This window comes from Reyranella sp. GW821-FHT12G01 (assembly GCF_058806575.1).
In genome coordinates this window covers 807,783-834,440 of record NZ_JBXAPV010000001.1, presented here as the reverse complement: position 1 = coordinate 834,440, position 26,658 = coordinate 807,783, and the positions used below count along the sequence as shown (strand labels likewise).

Annotated in this window: 25 protein-coding genes; 5 read left to right on the top strand and 20 right to left on the bottom strand. The window is 66.1% G+C overall.

The window, feature by feature from the left end:
- The first annotated feature begins 39 nt into the window (after nucleotides 1-39).
- A complete protein-coding gene (locus AC1RP5_RS04045; RefSeq protein WP_493109294.1) occupies nucleotides 40-864 on the top strand; it encodes a bestrophin-like domain in 825 nt (274 codons plus the stop codon).
- Here AC1RP5_RS04045 and leuD read toward each other — a convergent pair whose 3' ends face one another.
- The 11 genes from leuD to AC1RP5_RS03990 form a co-directional block, all read right to left on the bottom strand.
- A complete protein-coding gene (leuD, locus tag AC1RP5_RS04040; protein WP_493109293.1) occupies nucleotides 865-1,467 on the bottom strand; it encodes a 3-isopropylmalate dehydratase small subunit in 603 nt (200 codons plus the stop codon).
- Between the two features lie 13 nt (nucleotides 1,468-1,480).
- Nucleotides 1,481-2,881 (bottom strand): 3-isopropylmalate dehydratase large subunit, encoded by a 1,401-nt coding sequence (leuC, locus tag AC1RP5_RS04035; protein WP_493109292.1) that lies wholly within the window; start codon nucleotides 2,879-2,881, stop codon nucleotides 1,481-1,483.
- 84 nt (nucleotides 2,882-2,965) lie between these two features.
- Nucleotides 2,966-3,835 carry an isocitrate lyase/PEP mutase family protein gene (locus tag AC1RP5_RS04030; protein WP_493109291.1) on the bottom strand — a complete coding sequence of 290 codons (870 nt, stop codon included), beginning with the start codon at nucleotides 3,833-3,835 and terminating at the stop codon, nucleotides 2,966-2,968.
- 14 nt (nucleotides 3,836-3,849) lie between these two features.
- Complete coding sequence (locus tag AC1RP5_RS04025) at nucleotides 3,850-4,638, bottom strand: GntR family transcriptional regulator (RefSeq protein WP_493109290.1); 789 nt, start codon at nucleotides 4,636-4,638, stop codon at nucleotides 3,850-3,852.
- Nucleotides 4,635-5,414 carry an ABC transporter permease gene (locus AC1RP5_RS04020; protein ID WP_493109289.1) on the bottom strand — a complete coding sequence of 260 codons (780 nt, stop codon included), beginning with the start codon at nucleotides 5,412-5,414 and terminating at the stop codon, nucleotides 4,635-4,637. Before AC1RP5_RS04020 ends, AC1RP5_RS04025 begins: the two co-directional genes overlap by 4 nt.
- Nucleotides 5,411-6,160, bottom strand: a complete 750-nt coding sequence (locus AC1RP5_RS04015; protein ID WP_493109288.1) for an ABC transporter permease — start codon at nucleotides 6,158-6,160, stop codon at nucleotides 5,411-5,413. The genes AC1RP5_RS04020 and AC1RP5_RS04015 overlap by 4 nt, the downstream gene beginning before the upstream one ends.
- Nucleotides 6,157-7,005: an ABC transporter ATP-binding protein gene (locus tag AC1RP5_RS04010; RefSeq protein ID WP_493109287.1), complete on the bottom strand. Its 849-nt coding sequence runs from the start codon at nucleotides 7,003-7,005 to the stop codon at nucleotides 6,157-6,159. The genes AC1RP5_RS04015 and AC1RP5_RS04010 overlap by 4 nt, the downstream gene beginning before the upstream one ends.
- Nucleotides 7,005-7,991, bottom strand: coding sequence for an ABC transporter substrate-binding protein (locus AC1RP5_RS04005; RefSeq protein ID WP_493109286.1), 987 nt, complete (start codon nucleotides 7,989-7,991; stop codon nucleotides 7,005-7,007). The genes AC1RP5_RS04010 and AC1RP5_RS04005 overlap by 1 nt, the downstream gene beginning before the upstream one ends.
- 108 nt (nucleotides 7,992-8,099) lie before the next feature.
- Complete coding sequence (locus AC1RP5_RS04000) at nucleotides 8,100-9,095, bottom strand: CobW family GTP-binding protein (protein ID WP_493109285.1); 996 nt, start codon at nucleotides 9,093-9,095, stop codon at nucleotides 8,100-8,102.
- Nucleotides 9,088-9,411, bottom strand: coding sequence for a hypothetical protein (locus tag AC1RP5_RS03995; protein WP_493109284.1), 324 nt, complete (start codon nucleotides 9,409-9,411; stop codon nucleotides 9,088-9,090). The genes AC1RP5_RS04000 and AC1RP5_RS03995 overlap by 8 nt, the downstream gene beginning before the upstream one ends.
- A 2-nt stretch (nucleotides 9,412-9,413) precedes the next feature.
- Nucleotides 9,414-10,295: a polysaccharide deacetylase family protein gene (locus AC1RP5_RS03990; protein WP_493109283.1), complete on the bottom strand. Its 882-nt coding sequence runs from the start codon at nucleotides 10,293-10,295 to the stop codon at nucleotides 9,414-9,416.
- A gap of 93 nt (nucleotides 10,296-10,388) precedes the next feature.
- Here AC1RP5_RS03990 and AC1RP5_RS03985 point away from each other — a divergent pair, with 93 nt between their 5' ends.
- The gene (locus AC1RP5_RS03985; RefSeq protein WP_493109282.1) at nucleotides 10,389-11,099 is read left to right on the top strand and encodes a DUF2490 domain-containing protein; all 711 of its coding nucleotides are present in this window, start codon (nucleotides 10,389-10,391) and stop codon (nucleotides 11,097-11,099) included.
- Here AC1RP5_RS03985 and AC1RP5_RS03980 read toward each other — a convergent pair.
- The 9 genes from AC1RP5_RS03980 to AC1RP5_RS03940 form a co-directional block, all read right to left on the bottom strand.
- A complete protein-coding gene (locus AC1RP5_RS03980; protein ID WP_493109281.1) occupies nucleotides 11,086-12,453 on the bottom strand; it encodes a paraquat-inducible protein A in 1,368 nt (455 codons plus the stop codon). The two genes, AC1RP5_RS03985 and AC1RP5_RS03980, sit on opposite strands and share 14 nt — an antisense overlap.
- 4 nt (nucleotides 12,454-12,457) lie before the next feature.
- Nucleotides 12,458-13,057 carry a PqiC family protein gene (locus tag AC1RP5_RS03975; RefSeq protein ID WP_493109280.1) on the bottom strand — a complete coding sequence of 200 codons (600 nt, stop codon included), beginning with the start codon at nucleotides 13,055-13,057 and terminating at the stop codon, nucleotides 12,458-12,460.
- Nucleotides 13,054-14,775, bottom strand: coding sequence for a PqiB family protein (locus tag AC1RP5_RS03970; RefSeq protein WP_493109279.1), 1,722 nt, complete (start codon nucleotides 14,773-14,775; stop codon nucleotides 13,054-13,056). Before AC1RP5_RS03970 ends, AC1RP5_RS03975 begins: the two co-directional genes overlap by 4 nt.
- A gap of 30 nt (nucleotides 14,776-14,805) precedes the next feature.
- Nucleotides 14,806-17,676, bottom strand: a complete 2,871-nt coding sequence (locus AC1RP5_RS03965; RefSeq protein ID WP_493109278.1) for a DNA translocase FtsK — start codon at nucleotides 17,674-17,676, stop codon at nucleotides 14,806-14,808.
- Between the two features lie 15 nt (nucleotides 17,677-17,691).
- Nucleotides 17,692-18,897 (bottom strand): aminotransferase class I/II-fold pyridoxal phosphate-dependent enzyme, encoded by a 1,206-nt coding sequence (locus AC1RP5_RS03960; protein WP_493109277.1) that lies wholly within the window; start codon nucleotides 18,895-18,897, stop codon nucleotides 17,692-17,694.
- A 193-nt stretch (nucleotides 18,898-19,090) separates the two neighbouring features.
- On the bottom strand, nucleotides 19,091-20,362 hold the full coding sequence (locus tag AC1RP5_RS03955; protein ID WP_493113292.1) for an ammonium transporter: 1,272 nt from the start codon (nucleotides 20,360-20,362) through the stop codon (nucleotides 19,091-19,093).
- Between the two features lie 112 nt (nucleotides 20,363-20,474).
- The gene (locus tag AC1RP5_RS03950) at nucleotides 20,475-20,813 is read right to left on the bottom strand and encodes a P-II family nitrogen regulator (protein WP_493109276.1); all 339 of its coding nucleotides are present in this window, start codon (nucleotides 20,811-20,813) and stop codon (nucleotides 20,475-20,477) included.
- Nucleotides 20,814-20,999: 186 nt separating this feature from the next.
- A complete protein-coding gene (locus AC1RP5_RS03945; protein ID WP_493109275.1) occupies nucleotides 21,000-22,349 on the bottom strand; it encodes an ammonium transporter in 1,350 nt (449 codons plus the stop codon).
- Nucleotides 22,350-22,389: 40 nt separating this feature from the next.
- Nucleotides 22,390-22,728: a P-II family nitrogen regulator gene (locus AC1RP5_RS03940; protein WP_493109274.1), complete on the bottom strand. Its 339-nt coding sequence runs from the start codon at nucleotides 22,726-22,728 to the stop codon at nucleotides 22,390-22,392.
- 212 nt (nucleotides 22,729-22,940) lie between these two features.
- Between AC1RP5_RS03940 and AC1RP5_RS03935 the strand changes: the two genes are divergently transcribed.
- The 3 genes from AC1RP5_RS03935 to AC1RP5_RS03925 all read left to right on the top strand — a co-directional run bounded on the left by AC1RP5_RS03935 (nucleotide 22,941) and on the right by AC1RP5_RS03925 (nucleotide 26,657).
- Complete coding sequence (locus AC1RP5_RS03935; protein WP_493109273.1) at nucleotides 22,941-23,786, top strand: TorF family putative porin; 846 nt, start codon at nucleotides 22,941-22,943, stop codon at nucleotides 23,784-23,786.
- A gap of 62 nt (nucleotides 23,787-23,848) precedes the next feature.
- Nucleotides 23,849-25,123 (top strand): UbiH/UbiF/VisC/COQ6 family ubiquinone biosynthesis hydroxylase, encoded by a 1,275-nt coding sequence (locus AC1RP5_RS03930; RefSeq protein ID WP_493109272.1) that lies wholly within the window; start codon nucleotides 23,849-23,851, stop codon nucleotides 25,121-25,123.
- Between the two features lie 568 nt (nucleotides 25,124-25,691).
- A complete protein-coding gene (locus tag AC1RP5_RS03925; protein ID WP_493109271.1) occupies nucleotides 25,692-26,657 on the top strand; it encodes a CobW family GTP-binding protein in 966 nt (321 codons plus the stop codon).
- Nucleotide 26,658: the final 1 nt, after the last annotated feature.

Sequence of the window (26,658 nt, the reverse complement as noted above, 5' to 3'; positions counted from 1 at the left end):
GCTTGTCCTGCGCGGGCGGATCGTCGATGTTCGGGCTGCATGTCTCTCGGCCCTTTCGATACGTTGTTCGCCTTCCTGCATGGTCTGACCAACGGGAACCTCCACCTCGCCGGCCTCTTCGTCCTGCTGCTCCTGCTGCTGGCGCTGGAAATCGGCGTCCAGCTCGGCAAGTTCGTCAGCCGGCGACGCACGCCCACTGAGGGCGAGAAATCCTCGGTCAACTTCGCCACGGCGGGCATGATGGGCCTGCTGGCCTTCCTGCTGGGCGTCTCGCTGTCCATGGCCTCGGACCGCTATCAGCAGCGCCGCGACTCGGTCCTCGCCGAGGCCAATGCCATCGGCACGGTCTGGCTGCGCGCGAACGTGGCGACCGGCGCCGAGGGCGAGGCGATGCAGCGGCTGTTGCGCCAGTACACCGAAACGCGCATCGCGGTGGTGGTCGGCAGCTCCGATCCGGCGGAGACCGAGCGCCTGAACCAGCGCACCAACACCCTGCAAAACGAAATCTGGGCCATCGCGCGCGGCATCGCCGAGCGCTCGCCGACACCGATTTCGGGCCTGCTGATCTCGTCGCTGAACGACATGATCGACCTGTCGCTGACCAACCGCCGCAACTTCGCCAGCCACGTGCCGCCCTACATCCTGCGACTGCTGCTGACCGTGTCGATCTTCGCGGTCGGCGCGGTGGGCTACGGGTTCGGCCTGGTCGGCAGCCGGCAGCCCGGCCTGTCCATCCTGCTGCTCGGCGCCTGGACGCTGGCCATCGTTCTGATCATCGACATCGACCGGCCCCAGAGCGGCCAGGTCCGCGTCGGCGCGGACCCGCTCGTCTGGACATTGCAGGGATTCGGGCCGGCCAAATAGCTAGAGCCAGCTCATCTCCTGGCGCTGCTTGGCCTCGAAAGCCTTGATGTCCTTGTCGTAGCCCAGCGTGAGCGTGACCTCGTCGGCGCCCTTCAGCAGGCAATCCTTGCGGAAGGAATCGATGTCGAACCGGTCGGTCTTGCCGTCCGGGCCGGTCACGGTCTGCGCCGCAAGGTCGATGCTGATCTTCGCACCCGGTGAGGTCCGCAGCATTCCCCGCAGCTCCGCCGCCCGCGCTGCATCGATGCGGATCGGCAGGGCACCGTTCTGGAAGCAGTTGTTGAAGAAGATGTCGCCGAAGCTCGGCGCGATGAAGGCGCGCAGGCCGTTGTCGACCATCACCGTGACGGCATTCTCGCGCGAGGAGCCGCAGGCGAAGTTGCGTTCCGCCACCACGATCTTCGCGCCGGCATAGGCCGACATGTTGGTGACGAACTCCGGCCGCGGCACCTTGTCGGGCGTGTAGCGCAGGTCGTGGAACAGCGCGCTGACCTGGGTATCGCGCGGCTTGCCGAGGAACCGCGCCGGGATGATCTGGTCGGTGTCGAGGTTCGGCTGGTCGATCGGGATCGCGACCGCGTCGAGCGTGGTGAAAGCTTCCATGGCGATGCCTCCCTTAGGCCAGCTTGCGGACGTCGGCGAAATGGCCGGAGACGGCGGCAGCCACCGCCATCGCCGGGCTCAGAAGATGCGTACGCACGCCCGGACCCTGGCGGCCGATGAAGTTGCGGTTCGAGGTGGAGGCGATGCGCTGCTGCGGCTTGCCGGTGTCGCCGTTCATGCCGACACACATCGAGCAGCCGGGCTCGCGCCATTCGAAGCCGGCCTCGACGAAGATCTTGTCGAGCCCTTCGGCCTCGGCTTGCTTCTTCACCAGGCCCGATCCCGCGACAACCCAAGAGGGGATCACGACCTTGCGGCCCTTGGCGACCTTGGCGGCGGCGCGCAGGTCCTCGATGCGGCTGTTGGTGCAGGAGCCGATAAAGACGCGATCGACCGGCACCTGCTCGAGCGGCGTGCCCGGGACGAGGCCCATATAGTCGAGCGCCCGCTTCATGCTGTCCTTCTTGGCTGTATCCGGCGCCGTCGAAGGCTCGGGGATGCGGCCGGTGATCGACAGCGCGTCCTCGGGGCTGGTGCCCCAGGTGACCATCGGCGTGATCGAGGCCGCGTCGAGGCTGACGTCGCGATCGAAGACGGCGCCCTCGTCGCTCGGCACGGTGCGCCAGAAGGCGACCGCCTTGTCCCACTCGGACTCCTTCGGCGAGAAGGGCCGGCCCTTCAGATAGGCAATGGTCGTATCGTCAGGCGCCACCATGCCGGCCTTGCCGCCGGCCTCGATGGACATGTTGCAGACGGTGAGGCGACCCTCGATCGACAGGCCGCGGATCGCGCTGCCGGCATATTCGATGACATGGCCGACCGCGCCGGCAGTGCCGATCCGGGCGATGATGGCCAGGATCACGTCCTTGCCGGTGATGCCCTCGCCCAGCGTGCCGTCGACGCTGACCCGCATGGCTTTGGGTTTGCGCTGCCACAGGCATTGCGTGGCCATGACATGCGCCACTTCAGAGGAGCCGATGCCGAAGGCGAGCGCGCCCAGCGCACCGTGTGTGGAGGTGTGCGAATCGCCGCAAACCAGAGTGAGGCCGGGCTGGGTGACGCCCTGCTCCGGGCCGACGACATGGGCGATGCCCTGCCGCTCGTCACCCAAGTCGAACAGGGTGACGCCGCTCTCGGCGGTGTTGGTGCGGATCTGCTCGACCAGCTTGCGGTGGTGCGGATCGACGATGTCGGACACCTGGCGGCTGTCACTGCGCACATAGTGGTCGGGTGTCGCGAAGCCGCGATCGGGCCGGCGCAGCTTCATGCCGCGCTCGCGGAGCTTGGCGAAGCCCGCGGCCGAACCGTCATGCATCAGGTGGCGGTCGATATAGAGCAGCGTGTAGCCATCGTCGCGATCGACGACGACGTGACGCTGCCAGATCTTCTCGAACATCGTGCGTGCGGCGGCCATGCACTTCCTCCTTTGATGGGACCGCGGGCCTCCCGGCCCGCTCTTCTTCATGAGGCGGGCCTGGAGGCCCGCGGTCCGGTTTGACTACTCCGCGGCGGCCTTGACCTGGTCGCGGAAGGCGGTGCGGCGCTCGTCCCATTCGGCGGCGCCGAAGCGGGCGAAGGTCTTGCCCGGGGAGCCGCTGACCGGCGGGAACTTGCCCTGCTTCAGGTCGCCCAGCAGGCGGTCGCAGGTCTGGATGATGCCGCCCAGCAGCAGGCCGGGGACGATCGAGATGGCGTATCCCATGCGTTCGGCGACATCGAGCTCGATCTCCGGCGTCTTGCCGCCGCGCACGATGTTCAGCAAGCAGGGACCGTTGACCCTCTTCGGCACGGATTCGATCTCGGCCATGGTCTGCGGCGCTTCGACGAAGGCCACGTCGGCGCCGTTGGCGAGCGCTGCATTGGCACGCTCGATCGCCTCTTCGAGACCGATGACGGCGCGCGAGTCTGTGCGGGCGATGATGCAGAAGTCCTTCGACTTGCGGGCCGCGGCGGCGGCGCGGATCTTGGCGATGAAGTCCTCGCGGCTCACCAGTTCCTTGTTGTCGAGATGGCCGCACTTCTTGGGGAACACCTGATCCTCGATGTGGATCGCGGCAACGCCAGCGCGCTCGAACTCCTGCACCGTGCGATAGACATTCAGCTCGTTGCCGAAGCCCGTGTCGCTATCGCTGATCAGCGGGATGTCGATCGAGTTCACGATGCGGCCGGCATTGCCCACCATCTCGCTCATGGTGATCAGGCCATAATCGGGATAGCCGAGCGTCGCCGAGGTGCCGGCGCCGGTCATGTAGACGGCGGAGAAACCCGCCTGCGCGATGGCGCGGCCGGTGATGCAGTCGATCGCGCCCGGGGCGACGATCATCGTCTTGGACGACAGCAGCTTGCGGAAGTTGGCAGCATTGGACATCGGAGTTTCCTCTCTCACTTGCGGTTGTTCGGTAACGGTTTCCGTTTGGTCCTTGCAGGGGCGAGCTGCCGGGAGCCGAGCTCCATGCGCATGGTCATGCGGTCGGGGATGGCCAGCATCTCGAGATATTCGACGGCGCGGCCCTTCTGGTCGAACATCAGGCGGCGCATGTCGATCAGTGCCGCACCGACCTTGATGCCAAGGCGCGATGCGACTGTAGGATCGGCCAGGGTCGCCGAGACGACCTGCTCGCCACGCGCCAGGTGAGCATCGGCCCGCGCCAGCAACTGGAACAGCGAGACGCGGCCGAGATCATCGGCGGTAAAGGTCTCGCCCAGCACCTCCGGCACATAGCTGGTGAGGTGCATGATCGGCACGCCTTCGTGCGAGCGCACGCGCACCGCCCGCTGCACCAGTTTTTCCGTGGCCTGCCACAATTGTTCGCGCACGACGCCGCGCGCCTCGACGTAGCCGAACTCGATGACCTTAGCGTCGGTCTCGGTGCCGTAGGCCACGATGTTCTCGATCACGGAGTTCATCGCCAGCTGCATCGGCCGGCCGATCTGCGGCCGCACGACGGTGCGTCGTCCGGCGCCGCGCTCGACCAGGCCGGCATCGTGCAGGCTGGTCATGGCGCGCCGGACCGTGATCCGCGAGACGCTGAACATCCGCGTAAGTTGCTCCTCGGTCGGCAGCGCCTCGCCCTCGGCGTAGCGGCCGGTCGAAATTCCGTCGGCCAGCACCAGATAAATCTGGTGATGCAGCGGCGAGCCCATCTCGCGGGCAACGGCGATCCTGTTCATGATTTCTCGTGCGCCTCCGGCGCCGCGCCGCGATGCAGGTGTTTATCGATGGCCAGCAAGGCCGCATTGGAAGCGATGGCAAAGATCGAGATCAGCACCGCGATCGCCAGGATCGTCTTCACGTCGTGCAGGTCGATCGCCGTCATCAGCAGGAAGCCCAGGCCACGCTGCGAGGCGAAAAGTTCACCCAGCATCGTGCCAAGCAGAGTGAGCGAAAAGCCGATGCGCAGACCGGAGAAGATTTCCGGCAGGGTCGCGGGCACCAGCACGAACCAGCCGGTCTGCATCGGGGTGAGGCGCAGGGCGCGGCCGGCCCTGAGATAGGTGCGGTTGACGTTGCGCACCGCGTTCATGGTGAACAGCACGACGGGAATGATCCCGTGCAGGGCGCCGAAGGCGACCTTGGCCGGCATGCCGAGGCCGAACAGCAGCAGAATCACCGGGTAGAGCGTGATCTTCGGCACCGAATAGAGCGCGACGAGGATCGGCTCGGCGACCTCTCCGGTGAGCTTGTGCCCGCCCAGCACGAGGCCGATCAGCACGCCGCCGCCGCAGGCAATCGCCAATGCCTGCAGGAACGCCAGCCCAGTCTCGCGCAGGTGTGGCAGGAAGCGCGCCTGTCCGATCATCTCCCAGAGATGGGCGAGGGTCGGCGCCGGCGCCGTGACCGCCGAATCGCCCGCGATCTCGTGCAGAACCTGCCACAGTGCCACCAGCGAGATCGCGACGAGGATGGGATCGCGCCAGGCGCGCAGATTCAGGAGGCCGCCACTCATGCGCCGCGCCGGCGCAGCATGCGACGCTCCCAGGCGAAGACCGCCATGTTGAACAGGGTGACGATGCCCAGCACGAACAGGATCAGCGCGTACATGCGCGGATTGTCGAAATTGTCGTAGGCGAAGGCGATCTCGTGGCCGATGCCGCTGGTCGACAGGATGAATTCGCCCGCGATCACGCCGATGAAGGAATAGGCCACGGCGAGCTTGAGGCCGGACAGGATGTGCGGCGCCGCCGCCGGCAGGCGAACCCGCCAGATCTCCTCGATCAGCGACAGGCGATGGATGCGCGCCGTCTTCAGCAACACGCGCGGCACCCTGTCGAGGCCCGCCATGGTGGCGAGGATCATCGCGACCATGGCGAACAGGGTCGCCAGTACGATCAGTGGCACCGGGCCGAGGCCAAAGATGACGATCAGCAGCGGATAGAAGGCGAAGTGCGGGATCGCGTAATAGGCCGCGAGGAACGGGCTGAAGGCGCGGCGCAGGAACGGCACCCAGTTCAGGATGAAGCCGATCACGAAGCCGCCGACGATGGCGATGCTCATGGCGATCGCCACAGCCGACAGCGTGTGCTGCAGGTGCATGCCGATCTCGTCGGACTGCAGCGTCTTGATCAGCGCCATCACCATCTGCGACGGCGCGATCACCATGGTGGGCGCGATCGCGCCGGTCCGGCAGGCCAGTTCGAGCGCACCGACGGCGCCAACCAGCACAAGGGTACGGATCCAGCCCGCCTTGCTCATCGCGCCGCCGTCCCCTGCCCCATCGCCCGCAGCGATTCACCGCGCAGATAGGACCAGAGGCGCGCCGTGACCGCGCCGAAATCGGGACGTTCGGCCAGCCGCGAATCGCGCTCGCGCGGCCAGCCGGTCTCGACGATGTCGATGAAGCGTCCGGGCCGGGCGGACATCACGCCGATGCGGTCGGACAAAAGATTGGCTTCGTCGAGCGCGTGGGTGATCAGCAGTACGGTGGCCGAGGTTTCGCGCCACAGGCGCAGCAATTCGTCGCCCATCAGCAGGCGCGTCTGCTGGTCGAGCGCGCCGAACGGCTCGTCGAGCAGGATCAGGCGCGGCTGCATCACCAGGGTGCGCGCGATGCAGACGCGCTGGCGCATGCCGCCGGAAAGCTGGCTGGGATAGGCGCGGCGGAAGTCGCGCAGGCCCATGAAGCCGATCGCGAAGTCGACGCGCCGCTTGCTTTCCGCCGCATCGACGCCGGCCCGCCGCAGGCCGAAGGAGACGTTGTCCTCGACCGTCAGCCACGGGAAGCTGGCATCCTCCTGGAACACGACGCCGACGCCGTCGGGCACCTCGCCGCGCACCGGCTTGCCCTCGAACTCGACTGTGCCGGCCGACGGCACGGCAAGACCTGCGAGGACGTCCAGCAGGGTCGACTTGCCGCAACCGGACGGTCCTACGACGCTGAAGAACTCACCGGCCCTGAGGTCGAAGGAGATGGGACCCAGCGCATGCACTTCGCCATGGCCTGCGCGCGGCGGGTAGACACGCGTCACGCCTTCGAGACGCGCATGGATCTTGTGGGCGGCCGCGTCCTCGACCGCCGCCAGACGCGGCGCGCCGGCCATCACTGGGTCTTCGCCGCGGTCGGCGCGAACTGCGAATCCGTTGCGGCCTTCCAGTCCACGGGGAGCTGCAGCGCGCCGACCGAGCCCAGCGCATCGGCCATCGACTGCATCAGCGGCATCGCGAGTTCGCCTTGGCTCCACCAGGTCGGGTTCATCTTCACGATGTTGTTCATGGCGTTGGTCACGACGTCGAGCGGCAGGTTGTAGGCCTTGGCGACGATCTGCGCGGCTTCCTTCGGGTTGGCCTGGAGGAACTCGACCCCCTTGCGCCGCGCCTCGATCACCGCCTTCAGCTTCGCGCCGTGCTTGGCGATCGTCTCGTCGGTCGCGATGCCGACCGTCTGGGCATAGGCCGGCAGCTTCTCGTCGAGCCAGCCCAGGGTCTTGTACTTGGTGCCGGCCTTCTCTTTCTGGGAGTAGATCGGCTCGGGAATGATGGCGACGTCGACCTTGTTGTGTTCGAGCGCCGTGAGACCGGCGCCGAAATCGCCGATGGCGATCATCTTCACGTCAGCCGCGTTGACATCCCAGGACTTCAGGGCGGACAGCGTGATCGCCTCGCTGACCGACTTCGGCCGCGAATAGACGAAGCGCTTGCCCTTGAGGTCGGCCGGCTTGTCGATCGCCTCGCCCACTCGCGTGACCCAGAAGGAGCTGCGGCCGTTGGTGCCGCCGCTGATGATCTTGATGTTGAAGCCTTCCTTGATGGCGCTCAGCGCCGCCGGCAGGGCCACTTCGGCGAACAGCGTGTCGCCCGCCATCATGTTGCGCACCGAAGTGCCACCGCCCTTGGAGGTCAGGATGCCGGTGACGTCGACGCCGGCTTCCTTGAAGTAGCCCTTCTCCATCGCAATGGCGTAGGGCACGCCATAGAGCAGCGAACCGTAATGGGTGACGACGATGTCCTCGGCGCGCGCTGCCGTGACGGACAGCAGGCCCAGACTGGCAAACGCGAACGCACGAACGGCGGCCTTGAAAGCCTTCATCATTCCCTCCCGGGGACTATGGCGGCCGGCGCCTTATGGCGCAGGCTCTTCTATTGTTATGACATTAGGACATTCGAACCGGAGCGAGTCAATCCGGCATGGCCGGTTCTATTCGCTGCGCAAAAACACCCGCAGCGAGGTTTCGACGGCGACGCGATCGAGACCGTCGACGATGAAAACCAGTCGCGAGTGGCGCTCCTCATTGGGCCAGGCGGCCATATGAACGGGCGGATGCACGAGATGCTGCACGCCGTGGATCGCCACCGGCGTCTCGCTGCCCTCGACCTTCAGCATGCCCTTCACCCGCAATACTTTGTCGCCGTGCCGGTTGAGCAGCATGGTCAGCCACAGGCCGAAGCGGGTCCAGTCGACAGCATCGTCGAGTGTGAACGCAAAGGCATGGACACCCGCGCCATGCGCTTCCGCACCCGGCTCGACGGCGAACCAGCGTCGCGCCGCCTCGCCGCGTGTCGCGGTGGCGAAAATGTCGTGTGCCAGCAAGGCATCGGCATCGATCGCCTCCTCCGCTGCGCGCACCAAGGGCGCCGAAGGATTGATCTCCCGCAGACGAGCCACGAGGGCGGTGGCCGTTTCGACATCCACGAGATCGGTCTTGGTGAAAACGAGCCGGTCCGCCACGGCGACCTGCTTGACGCTCTCGGTCCGGCGGTCGAGCTGCGATGCACCGTTCACCGCATCGACCGTAGTGACCACGTTGCCCAAGCGGAAATGGTGACGCAGCACCGGATCGGCCTGCACCGTCGACAGGATGGGGAACGGATCGGCCAAGCCGGTGCTCTCGACCGCCAGCCGCCGGAAGGCCGGCACTTCGCCGCGTTCGCGCCGTCCGTGCAAATCGCGGATCGCCGCCGACAGCTCGCCGCGGATCGTGCAGCACAGACACCCTGATGGCAGCAGCACCATGGTGTCGTCGATCCGGTCGAGCAGATGATGGTCGAGACCGACCTCGCCGAATTCGTTGATCAGCACGGCGGTGTCAGCGAGCGCGGCGTCGGTCAGCAAGCGTTGCAGCAAGGTCGTCTTGCCCGATCCCAGGAAGCCCGTGATCAGGTTGACCGGCGTGAAGGCGGGAGTTTCAGCCACGGCCGATACGCGCGATCACTGCGGGATCGAGCGGATCGCAGGGCCGGCCCGTAAGCTTCTCGGCCGCGGCCCAAAGGTGGGTCAGGTTGTCGACCAGTTCGGTCTTGCCGGTTGCCGTCGACAGCAGGAACGACGCGCCCTGCCAGTCGGACAGCGATAGGCCGTATAACTTGAGGATGCGGTTTGCTGCCGCGACCCTGGCCATTCGCTCGCGCCGCCGCGCGAGACTATCGGTGTTGCGCGTGAACACGCCGAGGCGCGGGGCGGCATCGGTCCAGTGACCGTCGCCGTCCAGCACGCCGCAGAGCGCGCACATCGTTACTTCTTGCGCGGTGAACGCTTGGCGAAGTCGTCAGCCATCTCGTTCATGGTGACGAACTTCACGCCGGGATGGCTGGCCATGTAATGATAGAGCCGCTCCAGCATCATCAGCACGTGCGGCCGGCCCGAGACGTCGGGATGGATGGTCATGGGGAACACCGCATATTCATATTCGCGATAGACCCAGTCGAACTGGTCGCGCCACATCTGCTCGATGTCGCGCGGGTTCACGAAGCCATGGCTGTTGGGTGACTTCTTGATGAACATCATCGGAGGCAGGTCGTCGAGATACCAGCTCGCGGGAATCTCGATCAAGTCGGTCTCCTGGCCGCGCTGCAGGGGCACCATCCATTCGCGCGGCTTCTTCGAATAGTCGATCTTGGTCCAGGCATCGCCCACGCGCACATAATAGGGCTGGTGGTCGTGATGCATCAGCGAATGGTCGTACTTGATGCCGCGCTCCAGCAGGAGCTCGTTGGTGACGGGCGAGAACTCCCACCACGGCGCGACATAGCCGGTCGGCCGCTTGCCCGAGAGCTGCGTCACCAGTTCGATGCACTTGTCGAGGATCTCGGTCTCCTGCTCGCGCGTCATGGCGATCGGGTTCTCGTGGCTGTAGCCATGGATGCCGATCTCGTGACCGGCATCGGCCACCGCCTTCATCTCCTTCGGGAAGGTCTCGATCGAATGGCCGGGGATGAACCAGGTCGTCTTTATGCCCAGCCGTTCGAACATCCTGAGCAGGCGCGGGCTGCCGACCTCGCCCGCGAACAGGCCGCGCGAGATGTCGTCGGGTGAATCCTCACCGCCGTAGCTGCCCAGCCAGCCCGCCACCGCATCCACGTCGATGCCGAAACCACACAGAATTTCCTTGGCCATGGTCGGATCCTCCTGTTTTTCTCGAACGCCCAGATCTCAGCAAAAAGCGCGCCTCGATTGCCGCTCCCTCTCACCGCCGATATCGTCGGTCAGGTGTCGAAACCCGTCATTCGCATCGCAATCCTGTTCGCAGCCTTCTGTCTCGTGGCGAACTCTGCACACGCGCAGCAGCGCACTCGGCAGGCTGCACAGGCAACGCAAGCACAGAACGGCGACCTGTGGGAGACACCCGCCGTCGGACTGGAATACCGGATCGACAAGACATGGTCGTTTCATCTCGACGCCCAGCTCGGCTTCGACCAGGGGATGAGCCGCCTGCGTACCCTGCAGGTGCGGCCCGGTTTCGAATATGCCCTGTCGCCCAACTGGGCGCTCGCAGCGGGTTATGTGCAGTTCACCCGCTATCTTCCGGGCTCGCGGCAGTCGCGCGGTCCCTTCCAGGACATCCTCTACCGCACGCGCATCGAGGGACTTCCGGTTGCCGGCCGGCTGCGCTGGGAGGAGCTGTTCTTCGACGACAACAGGCTGCTGGTGCGCACGCGCGCCCTGGCCGGCGTGCGTATCCCGCTCTGGCAATCGCCGTGGGAACTGGCCTTGTCCGACGAGGTCTTCATCAACCTCAGCACCGACCGGCCGAGCAGAACCTCAGGCTTCGCCCAGAACCGCGCCTTCGCGGGCATCGGCCGCCAGCTCACGTCCTTTGCCAAGGGCTCGCTGGGCTACGAGCTCGTCACGTTCCGTAACACCAACGACTTCCGCAACGAGCACAACATCAAGCTGAACCTCGCCTTCAGCCTGAACTGACCGCCGCCATCCGGCCGTCACCGCGCTCGGCGGCGAAAGGCAGCCCCCGGCGATGCGGATTGCGTGCGGCGGCGTCCCACATCAGGCGCGGATCGAAGGCTTCGGCCGCGAAGATGGTGACGATGACCACGGCGCAGAAGGCGAGCGCCCCGATGCCGGGATCGATGGTCACGGCGCGTCCGAACTGGACGAGGGCGCCCAGCAGCGATTCCATGAAGATGTCGACCATCGACCAGCGGCCGATCCAGGCGACGATGAAATAGAGCTGCGTCCGCTTCCTCAGGAACACGCCGGCAGTCTCGGCCGTGCCTGGCAGCGAGGTCACCGAGATCATGCCGATGAGACCGATCAGCTTGAACAAGGGCACCAGCACGCTGGCAAAGAAGACCAGCAGCGCCAGCGGATACATCTTGGACGAAACCAGCTCCTCGACGCCGCCCATGATGGTGCTGGGTGCGCCCGAGCCGAGCTGGATCACCGTCAGCACCGGATAGATGTTGGCCGGGATGTAGAGAACGGCGCCGGCGAGCGCGAGCGCCAACGTCCGGCCGATGGCGTCGGGCTTGCGTTCATGCACGCGCGCGCCGCAGCGCGGGCACCGCCCGTCATGCTCCGCCGGTACGCAGACGAGTCTGCATCCCTCGCAGCCGGCGGCACCCGGCCGGTACTCCAGCGGCGCGACCGGCGGCATCGGCGCATGGGTCTGCCCACGCCGCTCGATCTCCTCCCACACCGCCTGCGGGTCGAGCGCCAGTTCAGCCCACACGATCACCACCGTGAGGAGGCCCAGCGCATAGACGGCCGGCCCCAGCTCGATCGTCACCAGGTCGCCGAGCTTGGTGTAGGCGACGAACACGCCCAGCAGCAGCACCTCGAGCATTGCCCAGGTGCCCACCCAGCGGGAGATCAGGAAGATGCCGCGCAGGTTCGGCGGCAGGGTTTTCATGCGCAGGCCGACCAGCACGTAGATCGTCCCGGCGAACTTGATGAGCGGTGCCAGGGCCGTGGTGAAGGAGACGGCGATGGCGAGCGGCCACAGGCCGTGGCGCACCAGCTCCGCGGGGCCCGAGAGGATCGTCGTCTCGTGCACGATGCCGGCCGTCGACACCTTCATCAGCATGGAGAGCCAGAGCACGGCGAACAGCACCAGCGAGGCGAAGGTGAGCGCCAGGCAATGGCCGGTCGGGTCGGCGCGCGTGGCGCGCAGCGGCGTGCCGCAGCGCTGGCAATCGGACCGCATGTTGGCGGCCATCGCCGGCACGACCTGGAACAGGCCGCAGCCATGGCATTCGCGAAGCTGCGGCGGCGTCACCATCGGACCCGGATCGCGCCGCGCGGCGAAGGCCCGCAACATGGCGCTACTGCAGCAGCGCGGCGATGCCGTCCGACAGCTCGCCGAGCGCGTCGCTCATCGCGGCGACATGGCCCGGCGTATCCGGCGTCGCCACGGGCTTCGTGATCGAGAAGTTTCGCGCCGCCGACCGGGTCGGCCGGTTGAACTGGATGGCGACCTGCGCCAGCAGGACGACGCCCGCTCTGTCGGCGTCGAAGCGCTGGATGTCGATGCCGACGGCGGCGTTGGGGTCCATCGTGATCGAGCCGGCTTCGCTATAGACCTGACTGTTGGGCAGGCGCTGCGAGAGTTCGAGCACGATGGTCCGCCCGATCATTCCTCCGACCGGCTCGCCCCACCAGGCGTTGGAACGGACGTCGAGCTTGAGATCCTCCGTCGAGCGGACAATCTCCTTGCGATCGAGATAGCCCGACAGGCCGATGTCGCGGACCTGCACGATGCGCGGTCCGCGCGCCAGCACCGGGCCGGGACGTACCGCCAGCGTGTAGAGGACGGGTTCGGGCGAGGCGCCGCAAGCCTGCAGCACCGGCGCCGCGAGAACCGGGAGAGCTAGGAGGCCGAACTGGCGGCGGCCGAGGCGAGTGCCAAAGCGAGTGGAGGTCATTCCTTGCCCGTGTTGGTGCGACCCTTGATCAGGGCCTCGGGGTGACGCGACAGCAGATCGGCCAGCGCCCGGATCGAGCGCGCGGCATCGGTGATCTGCGGCAGCAGACGGTCGATGTCGCGATGGAACTTCGACGAATCGCCATAGCCCTTGTCGACGGAGCCGATCAGCCGGTTGGCCTTGGCGACGGCATCCTGAAGCTGCGCGGCGATCTCGGGCAAGCGCTTCAGCGCCGGCGTGGCGTCGGTGTCGAGCTTCTTGGCGATATCCTGCACGTCGATCATCGCCTTTTCGAGCGCCGCCAGGGTCGCCTTGATCTGCGGACCGTTGATCGTCTGGTCGATGCCGGTGGCGGCATTGACCAGACTGTTGCCGATCTTGTCGAAGTCGATGCGGTTGATCTTGCTCAAAAGCTCGCTGGCCGAAGCGGTGATGCTGTCGAAGCCGCCGATCTCGGCAGCGGGAATGACATAGTGATCGCCGATCTTCTCCAGCTCCGCCATCTTGGCATCGGGCACGACCTGCAGCGAGATGACCTTCGAGTTGCTGATCAGGCTCGGTGCCTGCAGCGTCGCGCGCAGGCCGCGCTTGATCATCTCCTCGGCGATGTTGATCGGCTCCATGCCCTGCGCCTTCGCAAGGTTGCTGATGCGGCCCGCCTCGACGCGATAGTGGATGGGCGCGACGACGCGATCTTCCTTGGGATCGTAGACCAGGCCGACGCGGGTGACCTCGCCGATCTTGAGGCCATGGAACGTGACCTCTGCGCCCTCGGTGACGCCCGCCACTGAACCGGGGAAATAGGAGATCAGCTTGATCTGCTGGCCGAAGCCCGCCGACTTGGCTTCCTCGATATTGGCGTAGAGCTTGAAGCGATGATCGGCCTGGCTGATCGGGGCCGTCGAATCGTGCGCCGTGTCGAAGGCGATACCTCCCAGCAGGATGGCGCGCAGCGACTCCATCTGGATGTTGATGCCGTTGGCGCCCAGCGAGACCGACAGGCCCGACGCGTTCCAGAAATTCGTGTCGTCGCGCACATAGCGATCGAACGGCGCACGTACGAAGGCATGGATGGCGACGCGGCTGGCGAGATCGTGCAGGTCCCAGCCCAGCACCGTGCCGACCTCGATGTCGCGGAAGAAGACCGGTGCGCCGAGGCTGATCGAACCCAGCCGGTTGGTGTCGAGCCGGAAGACGGTGCCCTTGACCGAGGCCTGCAGGATCGGCGGATCCTCCTGGCCCACGAAGCTGCGGGTCGCCACGCCCTTGTCGGTCGACGGGCGCATGCCGATGTAGGAGCCGGACAGGATGGTCTCGAGGCCGGAGATGTTGCCGGCGAAGAGCTGCGGCTTCACCACCCAGAAGATCGTCTTGTCGGTGAGAAGCGGCTCGGCCTCCTTCACCGTCTCGATCGTCACCAGCACCTTGGACAGGTCGGGCGGGATGGTGATGGTCTTCACCGTGCCCATGACGACGTTGCGATACTTGAGCTGCGACTGGCCCGCCGTGAGGCCCGCGGCCGTGTCGAAAGCGACGGTGATGGTGGGGCCGCGCTTGGAGAACGTATCCCAGGCCAGCCAGCCGGCGATCAGGGCCGTCAGGATGGGCACGATCCAGATCAGCGGAATGCGGCGGCGGTGCCGCACCGACGCCGAAGCGACAGGATTCCCCGCGGCCGGCGGCCTCGAAGCAGATCCAGGCGGGGCTTGCTCGCTCATCGTTCCTCGTTCGCCCCGGAAAACGGGGCCTCAGCGCTCGCGGTCGTCGATGTCGCGGGCCAGGACCTCGCGCTTGCCGACATGGTTGGCCGAGCTGACCACGCCCTCGCGCTCCATGCGCTCGACGATGCGGGCGGCCCTGTTATAGCCGATCTGCAGGTAGCGCTGGATGAAAGAAGTGCTGCACTTGCGCTCGCGGGCGACCAGGGCGATGGCCTGGTCGTAGAGCTGGTCGCTCTCGACCTCCTCGCCCTCGCCCGGCATCCCCGCGCCCTGGCCCTCGCCGTCGGGATCGTCGGTGACCGATTCGATATAGGCCGGAGCGCCTTGGGCGCGCAGGTGGCGGACCACCTCCTCGACCTCGCCGTCGCTCACGAACGGGCCGTGCACGCGGGCGATCTTGCCGCCGCCGGCCATGTACAGCATGTCGCCCTGGCCCAGCAGCTGCTCGCCGCCCTGCTCGCCCAGGATGGTGCGGCTGTCGATCTTGGACGTCACCTGGAAGGAGATGCGGGTCGGGAAGTTGGCCTTGATGGTGCCGGTGATGACGTCGACTGACGGCCGCTGCGTCGCCATCACGACGTGGATGCCGGCGGCGCGCGCCATCTGGGCGAGGCGCTGCACGGTGGCCTCGATCTCCTTGCCCGCGACCAGCATCAGGTCGGCCATCTCGTCGATGATGACGACGATGAACGGCAGCGGCGTGAGGTCCATCTCCTCGTCTTCGAAGGTCGGCTTGCGCGTGTCGGGATCGATGCCGGTCTGCACCTTGCGCGTCAGCACGCCGCCTTTGCGCGCCGTTTCGGCGAGCTTCTCGTTGTAGCCTGCGATGTTGCGCACGGAGACCGCGCTCATCGCGCGATAGCGGTCTTCCATCTCGCGCACGACCCACTTCAGGGCCACGATCGCCTTGCGCGGCTCGGTGACGACGGGCGTCAGCAGGTGCGGGATGTCCTGATAGACGCTGAGTTCCAGCATCTTCGGATCGATCATGATGAAACGGCACTGCTGCGGCGTCAGCCGGTAGAGCAGCGACAGGATCATCGTGTTGACCGCCACCGACTTGCCCGAGCCGGTGGTGCCGCCGATCAGCAGATGCGGCATGCGCGCCAGATCGGCGATGACGGGATCGCCGCCGATATCCTTGCCCAGCGCCAGCGGCAGGCCGAGGCGAGTGTCCTCATAGTGACGGGTCGACAGCAGCTCGCGCAGGAACACCGTCTCGCGCTTGGCGTTGGGAAGCTCGATGCCGATGACGTTGCGGCCGGGCACGGTGGCGACGCGCGCCGACACCGCGCTCATCGAGCGGGCGATGTCGTCGGCGAGGCCGATGACCCGGCTCGACTTGGTGCCCGGCGCCGGCTCGAGTTCGTAGAGCGTGACGACCGGACCCGGCCGCACCTTCACGATCTGTCCCTTGACGCCGAAATCGTCGAGCACCGTCTCGAGCAGGCGGGCGTTCTGCTCCAGCGCTTCCTCGTCGATCTTCGGCTGGGCGTTGACGCGAGACGGCAGCGACAGGATGTCGAGCGGCGGTAGCTTATATTCGTTGATGGCGAGGTCGAGTTCGCGCTGGCCCGCCTTGGCGGCGCGCTTGCCCTGTGCCGCGGCCGACTTGCGCGGCACGATCTTCACCGCCGGCTGGGCCGCCGCGACCACGGGCTGCTCCACGTCCAGCGCATTGTCGGGCGTGAACGGATTTTCATCGACCTCATCGTCGGCCGGGGCGTCGGCTTCGAACTCGGGCGCCACCGGCTCGGGCATCGGCCGCTCGACGACCGCCTGTGGCGCCTCGAACTCGTCTTCGGCAACGGCGGCCCGATGCGCGGGCGGCGCGGATTCGAACCCGGGCTCGATGCGTGCCGACGCGGGCGCGGAGGCCGGCGCCGAACGGCGCATGAAGGGCTCGATGCGCAGGCCGCCGGACAGCCGGCTGAGGAATGTCCGCTCCTTGACCGCCGAGGGTGCAGCCTCGTCGAGCACCGGCGCATGCAGATGCAGGCCGCCGGGAGCCGCCGGGATATCGTCGGCTTCGCGCTCGATCGGTGCATAGGGCGCGTCGACCATCAGGGAGTCGCGCGCCGGCATCGCCGTGCCGTCCTCGGGGATCTGCTCGTAGCGATTCTGGAAGTGGGTCGGATCGTACTGGCTGGCGTCGATCTCGCCGGGGATCTCGGCATAACCGATGTGCGGCGCCGGCGGCTCGCTCTCCTCGTCCAGCGTCTGCGGCTTGCCGCGCCACAGGCCGACGGCCGCGCGGAAGCCCCACATCATCCAGAGGAAGGGCGCGCGCAGGATGCGGAAGATCAGCGGCAGGTCCGTACGGTTCATGCCGAGCGCCGGGGCCATCGCAATGAAGGCCAGCGCCGCGGAGACCGGTTCGATCAGGGTGAGCGCGCCGCCACTCGAATGGGTCAGCACCAGCTCACGGAAGCGACCGACCAGAGCGAGGCCGACCAGCCCGCCCGGACCGGCATGGGTGGCAGCGCCACCGACATCGCCGAGACCGACGCAGGCCACGCTCATCATCAGCAGCGCGAGCAGCAGCAACGAGAGCCTGAGCCCGAAGAAGCCGAGATGGTGCGTGCGCACCATGCGGACGCCCCAGGTGATGAAGGCGACGGGCGCCAGGATGATGGCGAGGCCGAAGGTCTGCAGCAGCAGGTCGGAGATATAGGCGCCGGGCAGGCCGAGCAGGTTGTTGGGCGCGCGTGCCGTCGCGTGATTGAGCGAGGGATCGCCGGGGCTGTAGGTGAACAGCGCCATCATCAGCATCAGGCCGAAGCCTGCCGTCGCGACGCCCACGATCTCCATCATGCGGCGGCGCAGGAAATCGCGCCCGCCCTCCGGCAGGATGGAGGTCTTGGGTTGCAACGCTGAAGAGACGCTCAGCATGGCCATGCGCGGTTGCGCTCCCTACAGAACGGCCGCGAGGCGCTGGAGCCCCTCGCGTGTGGTCTTCTCGTCGTGCACCAGCGCCACGCGGATGTAGCGGTGGGAAGTGTTGATCCCGTTGGTCTCGCGGCAGGCATAGGCGCCCGGCAGCACCTTCACGTGCGCCTCGCCCCACAGCTTGCGGGTGGCTTCCTCGCCGTCGCCGACGTCGAGCCACAGGAAGAAGCCGCCGCCCGGCGTGTAGTAGGCGAAGCGATTGTGCAGGATCTGTTCGGCGACGCGGAAATTCTTCGCGTACCATTCGCGCGTCTGGATCGGATGAGTCTCCTCGCGCCACAGCGCGGCCGACGCCTTCTGGACGGCGAACGGGATCTGCGGGCCACCGTAAGTGCGCCAGCGCAACACCATCGCCACGACCTTGGGATCGCCTGCCATGAAGCCCGAGCGCAGGCCGGCCGCGTTCGAACGCTTCGACAGCGAGTGAAAGACCACGAGATTGCGGAACGGATCCTTCAATCCGGTCTCGTCGATCTCGAGCGCCGCTTCGAGCGCGCCCGGAGGAGCGGCGCCGGTGTAGATCTCGGCGTAGCACTCGTCGACCGCCAGCACGGTGTCGTACTTGCGGCAGAGCTTCAGCAGCTTCTGCAGATACTCCTTGCTGGCGATCGCGCCCTGCGGATTGGCCGGCGAGCAGAGATAGACGACCGACATGCGCTTCCAGGTCGCTTCGTCGAGGCTCTCATAGTCCGGCAGGAAGCCGTTGGAGGCCTCGGCGTTGACCAGCAGCGGCTCGCCGCCCGACAGGACCGCGCCACCGAGATAGGCTTGATAGAACGGGTTGGGCAGAGCGACGATCGGCTTGGCGCCGCCCTTCTCCTGCGGTGTCGCCACCGTCGAGATGATGTAGACGCCTTCCTTGCTGCCGGCCGTCGGATGGACGTGCACGTTCGGATCGAGCAGGCCCTTGGGCAACTTGTAGCGCCGCGTCAGCCATTCGCAGATCGCGAGATTGAGATCGGGCAGGCCCTGATTCGGCGGATAGCGGTTCCAGCCATCGACCTCGTCGATCACGATCTGGCGCGCGAAGGCGGGCATCGCGCCCTGCGGCTCGCCCACCGACATGTTGATCATCGACAGGTGCGCCGGCGGCGTGATCGGAGCGATCAGGGAGTTCAGCCGCGCGAATGGGAAGTCGGTCAGCGTCTCGGTCAGGCGCGGATTGAACATTCTCGTATCCAATGAGCCAAACCGGCCCAAATAAAGCAACGGTGCCGACCCAAGATGGCCAGCCTATCGCCATATTCTATGGAACAAATTAGCCAATCACAACAAGGGAATAGGCTTGTTTCTTCACACAACAGAAGGGGTTGGGACCCCTTCCCTGCCGAGCCACAAGCGCTAGTCGGCCCGCCCGGGTGCGTTATTGGACGCGTTCGCCGTGGAGGGCGGTGTCCAAGCCCTCGACTTCCTCATCCTGGGTGACCCTGAGCCCGATCGCCGCATCGAGGATCTTGAGGATGATCCAGGTGACCACGGCGCAGAACGCGCCGATGACCAGCACGCCGTAGAGCTGGGTCAGGATCTGGCCGCCATGACCGTCGACCAGGCCGACCGGCTGGCCCTTGGCCACGTCATTGATCGCGCGGGTGGCGAAGACGCCGACCAGGATCGAGCCCACGATGCCGCCGACGCCATGGACGCCGAACGCATCGAGCGAATCGTCGTAGCCCAGCTTGTTCTTCAGCACGATCGAGGCCCAGTAGCAGACCGCGCCGGCGATGACGCCGATCACCATCGCTGCCCACGGCTCCACGTAGCCCGCAGCAGGTGTGATCATGCCTAGGCCCGCGACGGCGCCGGTCAGGATGCCGAGGACCGACGGCTTGCCGCGAGTTGCCCATTCTATGAGCATCCAGACCAGGGCCGCGACGGAAGCCGCGATGTGCGTGTTCAGCATCGCGCTGCCCGCCAGTTCGCCCGACGCCAGCGCCGAGCCGGCATTGAAGCCGAACCAGCCGACCCAGAGCAGCGACGTACCGATCAGGGTGAGCACTAGATTGTGCGGCGCCATGTATTCCTGGCCGTAGCCGTGCCGCTTGCCGATCACCACGCAGCAGACGAGCGCGGCGACGCCGGCATTGAGATGGACGACGAGGCCGCCGGCGAAATCGAGCACGCCGGCCGCCGCCAGGAAGCCGCCGCCCCATACCCAGTGCGCCACCGGGACATAGACGAACAGCAGCCACAGCCCCATGAACCACATCATCGCCGAGAACTTCATGCGCTCGGCAAAAGCGCCGGCGATGATGGCGGGCGTGATGATTGCGAAGGTCGCCTGGTACATCAGGAAGACGTTCTCGGGCACCGTCTTGGCGAGTTCATGCGTACTGCCCAGCAGCCCCTTGCCGAACGCGCGGGACAGCGAGCCGATCGCCCCGTTCAGCGCGCCGCCGTCGGTGAAGGCCAGCGAATAGCCGATCGCGAACCAGAGAACGGTCACCAGCGCGGCCACCGCGAAGGCCTGCACCGAGGTCGCCAGCACGTTCTTCTTGCGCACCATGCCGGCGTAGAAGAGCGCCAGGCCCGGGATGTTCATCATCAACACCAGCACCGTGGCCATCAGCAGCCACGCGGTGTCGCCGGTATCGATCTGCGGCTTGTCCGCGGCCCACGCCGCCGGGACGAACGCCATCGGGCACGCCAAAAGCGCGCCGAAGCGCAGGGCCGTCTTGTTCATTTTCTCTCCCGTGCCTTGTCTTATTCGTTTGCTGTCTTGGTCTTGTCGTTCTGAAGCGCGGTTTGTCCTAGAGCGCGTTGGAACCGGATTCGCCGGTGCGGATGCGCACGGCCTGCTCGACCGGCGTGACGAAGATCTTGCCGTCGCCGATCTTGCCGGTGTGGGCGGCCTTCTGGATGGCCTCGACGGCGCGCTCGACCTGGGTGTCGTCGACCACGATCTCGATCTTCACCTTGGGCAGGAAGCTCACGAGATATTCGGCGCCGCGATAGATCTCGGTCTGGCCCTTCTGGCGGCCGAAACCCTTGACCTCGCTCACCGTCAGACCCGACACGCCGACGCCAGTCAGTGCATCGCGCACCTCGTCGAGCTTGAACGGCTTGATGATGGCGGACACGAGCTTCATCTGATTTCCCCTCTGCCTTTCGGCGTTCGCATACAGACTGGCGTCTCAGGTTCGCGGCGTCAAATTACAGGCAGAAAAAGGGCCCGGCGAGGAACTCGCCGGGCCCGAGGGTCCGCCGCGACACGGTGCGGCGGATGAGAGGGAACCAGGAGGAGAGGGGTTCCCGATCTCGAGGGAGAGACGGTCCTAGTGGATCGTCTCGCCGTGCAGGTTGATGTCGAGACCCTCGATCTCTTCCTCAGTGGTCACGCGCAGCCCGATCAGGGCATCGACGACCTTGAGGATGATGAACGTGGCGACCGCGCACCAGGCGATGCAGACCAGCGAACCCCAGAGCTGCGTCAGGACCTGGCCGGCGTTGCCGTCGATCAGACCCTTCTTGCCCTCGCCGCCGATCACTTCGATGGCGAACACGCCGGTCAGGATGGCGCCGACGAAGCCGCCGATGCCGTGCACGCCGAACGCGTCGAGCGAGTCGTCGTAGCCCATCGCCTTCTTGAGGCCGGTAGCGCCCCAGAAGCAGATCAGGCCGGCGACGATTCCGATGGCCAGAGCGCCCATCGGGTTGACGAAGCCGGAGGCCGGGGTGATCGCGACGAGGCCGGCGACCGCACCCGAGATGATGCCGAGGACCGACGGCTTGCCGCGCGTCACCCACTCCGCGAACATCCAGGCCAGAGCCGCCGCGGCCGTGGCGAACTGCGTCACCGCCATCGCCATGCCGGCGTTGGGGCTGGCACCGACCGCGGAGCCGGCGTTGAAGCCGAACCAGCCGACCCACAGGAGGGCAGCGCCGATCACCGAGTAGACCAGGTTGAACGGCGCCATGTTCTCGGTGCCGAAGCCCTTGCGCTTGCCGAGCACGAGCGCGCAGACGAGGCCCGCGACGCCGGCGTTGATGTGAACGACCGTGCCGCCCGCGTAGTCGAGGACGCCCCAGTCGCCGAGGAAGCCGCCGCCCCACACCCAGTGGGCGATCGGCGCGTAGACGATCAGCGACCACAGCGCCATGAACCACATCATGGCCGAGAACTTCATGCGCTCGGCGAAGGCGCCGGCGATCAGGGCCGGCGTGATGATGGCGAAGGTCATCTGGAAGGTCATGAAGACGGTCTCGGGGATCGTCTTGGCGAGGTCATGGACGCCGTCGAGCGTCAGGCCCGCCATGAAGATGCGGCTGAGGCCACCCAGGACCGAGCTGCCGGGCGTGAAGGCCAGGCTGTAGCCCACGATCAGCCAGAGCACCGAGATCATGCAGGTGATGGCGAAGCTCTGCATCACCGTCGACAGCACGTTCTTCTTGCGGACCATGCCGCCATAGAACAGCGCGAGGCCCGGGATGGTCATCATCAGCACGAGCGCGGTCGAGGTCAGCATCCACGCCGTGTCGCCGGTATCGAGCTTGGGCGCGGCGGCGGCGGCCGCGGCCGCCGGAGCGGCGGCCGGCGCAGCGGCCTGGGCCAGCGCAAGCGCCGGCAGGAGCAGCACCGCGGCGGCCCCCGCACCCGCAAGCACCGAATTGGTCTTGAACTTCATCGTTGTCCCCTGGTTCTTGAGTTGATTGCGTGGTGTTGGATCAGAGCGCTTCGACGCCGGACTCGCCGGTGCGGATGCGGATCGCCTGCTCGACCGGCATGACGAAGACCTTGCCGTCGCCGATCTTGCCGGTGCCGGCCGCCTTGCGGATGGTCTCGACCGCGCGCTCGACCATGGTGTCGTCGATCACGACTTCGATCTTCACCTTCGGCAGGAAACTCACGGCGTACTCGGCGCCGCGGTAGATTTCGGTCTGGCCCTTCTGGCGACCGAATCCCTTCACTTCACTTACAGTCAGTCCCTGGATGCCGAGCGATGTCAGTGCATCCCTGACTTCGTCCAGCTTGAAGGGCTTGAAGATTGCCACGATCATTTTCATTTGCGCCTATCCTCCAACGGGCGGCACGCCCGCCCCCAAAGTTCAACTTGTCGAGAGCAAGGGCCGTGCCAACGCGCTGTGAAATTTCCCTTTGACGGGTTGGCACACGGCTTGCAGGGATTGGGGCGGAAACAAGTCATAAGTCTTTGGGGGTGGTTGTGTTGCTTAAAAAATCCGCAGTTCTGGCATCCGCGCTGATCACAATGTGTGCAATGAGCGCTGCCTATGCACAGGGAACGCCAGACCCGCAGACCGTCGAGGTGACGCCGGCTGCTCAGCCCGCGCCGCAGCAAGTGGCCCAGGGCACGCCGGATCCGGCCGCTCCGGCCGCGCCCGAGAAGGAGACCTGGAAGGCTCCGTTCGGCGGCACCTTCACCGCCGGCTTCGCCGTCCTCAACGATTACTCCTATCGCGGTATCTCGCAGACCCAGCGCCAGGTCGCCGTCCAGGCCGCCTTCGGCTACGAGACCGCGCCCGTCAGCGAGAAGATCCCGCTGACCGCCTATGTCGGCGCCTGGGGCTCCAACGTGAACTTCCCCGGCACGGGCACCACCGCCGAGATCGACCTGCTCACCGGTCTCCGGCTGAAGCTGATGGATGACAAGCTCACCTTCGACCTGGGCTACATCCGCTACAACTACCTCAGCGCGCCCTCGAACCTGTTCTACGACTTCAGCGAATTCGGCCTCGTCGCCGGATACGATTTCGGCGTCGCCCAGCTCAGCGCCGCGATCCGCTACAGCCCCAACTTCTTCGCCAACTCGGGCAACGCCTGGTACAAGTGGGCCTCGCTCACCGTGCCGCTGCCGTTCCTGTATGTGAACGAGAACGTCGCCTTCAAGGTGTTCGGCACCATCGGCAACCAGTATGTCGAGCGGAACATCAACTACGGTATTCCCAACGACAATTATTGGGACTGGCAGGCCGGCGTCGTCGTCTCCGTCTACGGCTTCGACATCTCCGCCGCCTACACCGGAACGAACCTCAGCGTTCAGGACTGCCTCGGCACCCAGAACTGCGCCAGCCGCGTCATCCTCGGCATCTCGAAGGCGTTCTGATCGACCGATCCATGCGACCGTAGAGGGTTGCCGCCCCGCGGGGCGGCTGCCATCTATGGTCCATGGATAGTCGTCCTCTCGACCTCGCCTCTTTCGACCTCGCCGTCGTAGGCGCAGGCCTCAACGGCAGCCTTCTGGCCCTCGCTGCCGGCGAATCGGGGCTCTCGACCGCCCTCATCGACCGCGTACCGCTCGCCTCGCTCACCGAAGCAGGCTTCGACGGCCGCACCACCGCCATCGCCTACACCAGCCAGCGACTGTTCGCGGCGCTCGGCATCTGGGACGAGTTGGCAGCCGTCGCCGAACCGATCCGCGACATCCGGATTTCCGACGCCGGCCATGACGGCCGCGCCAGTCCGCTCTTCCTGCATTTCGACCATCGTGAAGCCGCCGAGGATCCGGACACGGCCGCGCCGATGGGCTGGATCGTCGAGAACCGCTTCCTGCGCGCGGCGCTGCTGCGCCGGCTCGGCGCCTGCGCCAAGGTCGAACTGGTCTCGCCCGACGAAGTCGTCGACAGCGAGCGCGGGCCCGATCGCGCCAGCCTCGGGCTGAAGAGCGGACGGCGCATCGCGGCACGCCTGATCGCCTCGGCCGAGGGCCGCTTCGGCTCGATGCGCGAGGATGCCGGCATCGGCGCGCGGAGCTGGTCCTACGACCAGATCGCGATCGTCCTCGTCGCTCACCACAGCGAGCCGCATCGCGGCGTCGCCCAGGAAAAATTCCTGCCCGGCGGCCCCTTCGCCATCCTGCCGATGACCGACGGTCCGGCAGGCGAACATCGCTCGTCGATCGTCTGGACCGAACGTGCCGATCTCGCGCGCCGTTTGCTCGAACTCGATGCACCGGCCTTCCAGGCGGAGTTCGCGCGGCGGTTCGGCGACCATCTCGGGCCGGTCGCATCGGCGGGGCCGCGCTGGTCCTATCCGCTGCGTCTCGTCCATGCCGAGCGTTACATCGACACGCGGCTGGTACTGGTGGGCGATGCCGCACACGGCATCCATCCGATCGCGGGCCAGGGCTACAATCTCGGCGTGCGGGACATCGCGGCGCTCGTCGAAGTGATGGTCGACGCCAAGCGGCTGGGCCTCGATGTCGGCGGCGCCGACACGCTGGAGCGCTACGCGCAATGGCGCCGGGCGGACAATCTCACCATGGTCGCGGCCACCGATCTGCTGAACCGGCTGTTCTCCAACGACATCAAGCCGCTCCGGCTGGTGCGCGACGCGGGCCTCGCCGCGGTGAACCGGGTGCCGGCGCTGCGTAAGTTCTTCGTCCGCCACGCGATGGGCCTGGTCGGCGACCTGCCCAAGCTGATCCGGGGCGAGCGGCCTTAGTATCCAAGATACCTTGGCAGGCTCGTACACCCGAAAAGCATCATGCCCAACGGTACGGCTGACGTAAGACACCAGGAAATACAAACCATCAGAAACAGATGGTCGAAATCGATTAGTCGCGGCTCTACCACATTGCCGAAACCAAACATCGAGGGTCGCGGACGGAGAATGCGATCGTAGATCTGCGCGGAGAATTTCTGATCCCAGCGGAACGCCACGTAGCATATCCATGCGGTGGGCAGCCCTGTGATTAGCCCCACCATCGCCCACAGCGAATCCGCCGAGCCCTGAGACGGCACGATCCATCCCGGGCAGCGGCTGGTACTCGGATCGACGAACAGGAGAACCAGGACCTCGACAACGAGCACGGCAAGGCAACCGACAGCCGTCCGCCGTCCGCCGTACGACCGCGCGGCAGTAGTCAGGATCATAGTTGGGAAGGCCGCTGTAAGGACCCCTGCCCGGCAAGCCGACAACCTCCGTGAACAGGTGCATGCTAGCGCCGGAGCCGCAGTTGCGCAGCCCCGCTGAACACCCTATCTCAAGGGCCATTTTTCGAGGTTCTTCAATGGCTCAAGCGCAAGTGCCCGTCACCGTGCTCACCGGCTATCTCGGTGCCGGCAAGACCACCCTTCTCAACCGCATCCTGAGCGAGCAGCACGGCAAGAAATACGCCGTCATCGTGAACGAATTCGGCGAGCTGGGCGTCGACAACGACCTCGTGGTGAACGCCGACGAGGAAGTGTTCGAGATGAACAACGGCTGCATCTGCTGCACCGTGCGCGGCGACCTGATCCGCATCATCGAAGGGCTGATGAAGCGCAAGGACAAGTTCGACGGTATCCTGGTCGAGACGACCGGCCTGGCCGATCCCGGCCCCGTCGCGCAGACCTTCTTCACCGACGACGATGTGAAGGCAAAGACGCGGCTCGACGCCATCGTCACCGTCATCGACGCCAAGCACTTCTTCGGCCAGCTCGACCAGGGCACCGAGGCCGAGCAGCAGGTCGCTTTCGCCGACGTGATCCTGCTCAACAAGACCGACCTGGTGAGCGCCGACGAGCTCAAGAAGGTCGAGGACAAGATCCGCGGCATCAACCGCTACGCCCGCATCTTCCACACCCAGAAGAGCCAGATCGAGCTCGACGCCATCCTCGACAAGGGCGCGTTCGACCTCGCCCGCATCCTCGAGTTCGAACCTGACTTCCTGCACAACGGCCACGACCATCATCACGAGGACGAGGTCCGGAGCCTGTCGATCACCGCCGACCGGCCGGTCGATCCCGACAAGTTCCAGAAGTGGATGGGCGCGCTGCTGCAGATCAAGGGCGGCGACATCTTCCGCAGCAAAGGCATCCTGTCGATCGACGGCGCGCCGCGCCGCTACGTCTACCAGGGCGTCCATATGATGATGGACAGCGCCTGGGGTACGCTCTGGAAGGACGGCGACAAGCGCTCGAGCAAGCTGGTCTTCATCGGCCGCAACCTCGACGGCGACAATCTCCAGCGCGGCTTCGAAGAGTGCCTGAAGTAAT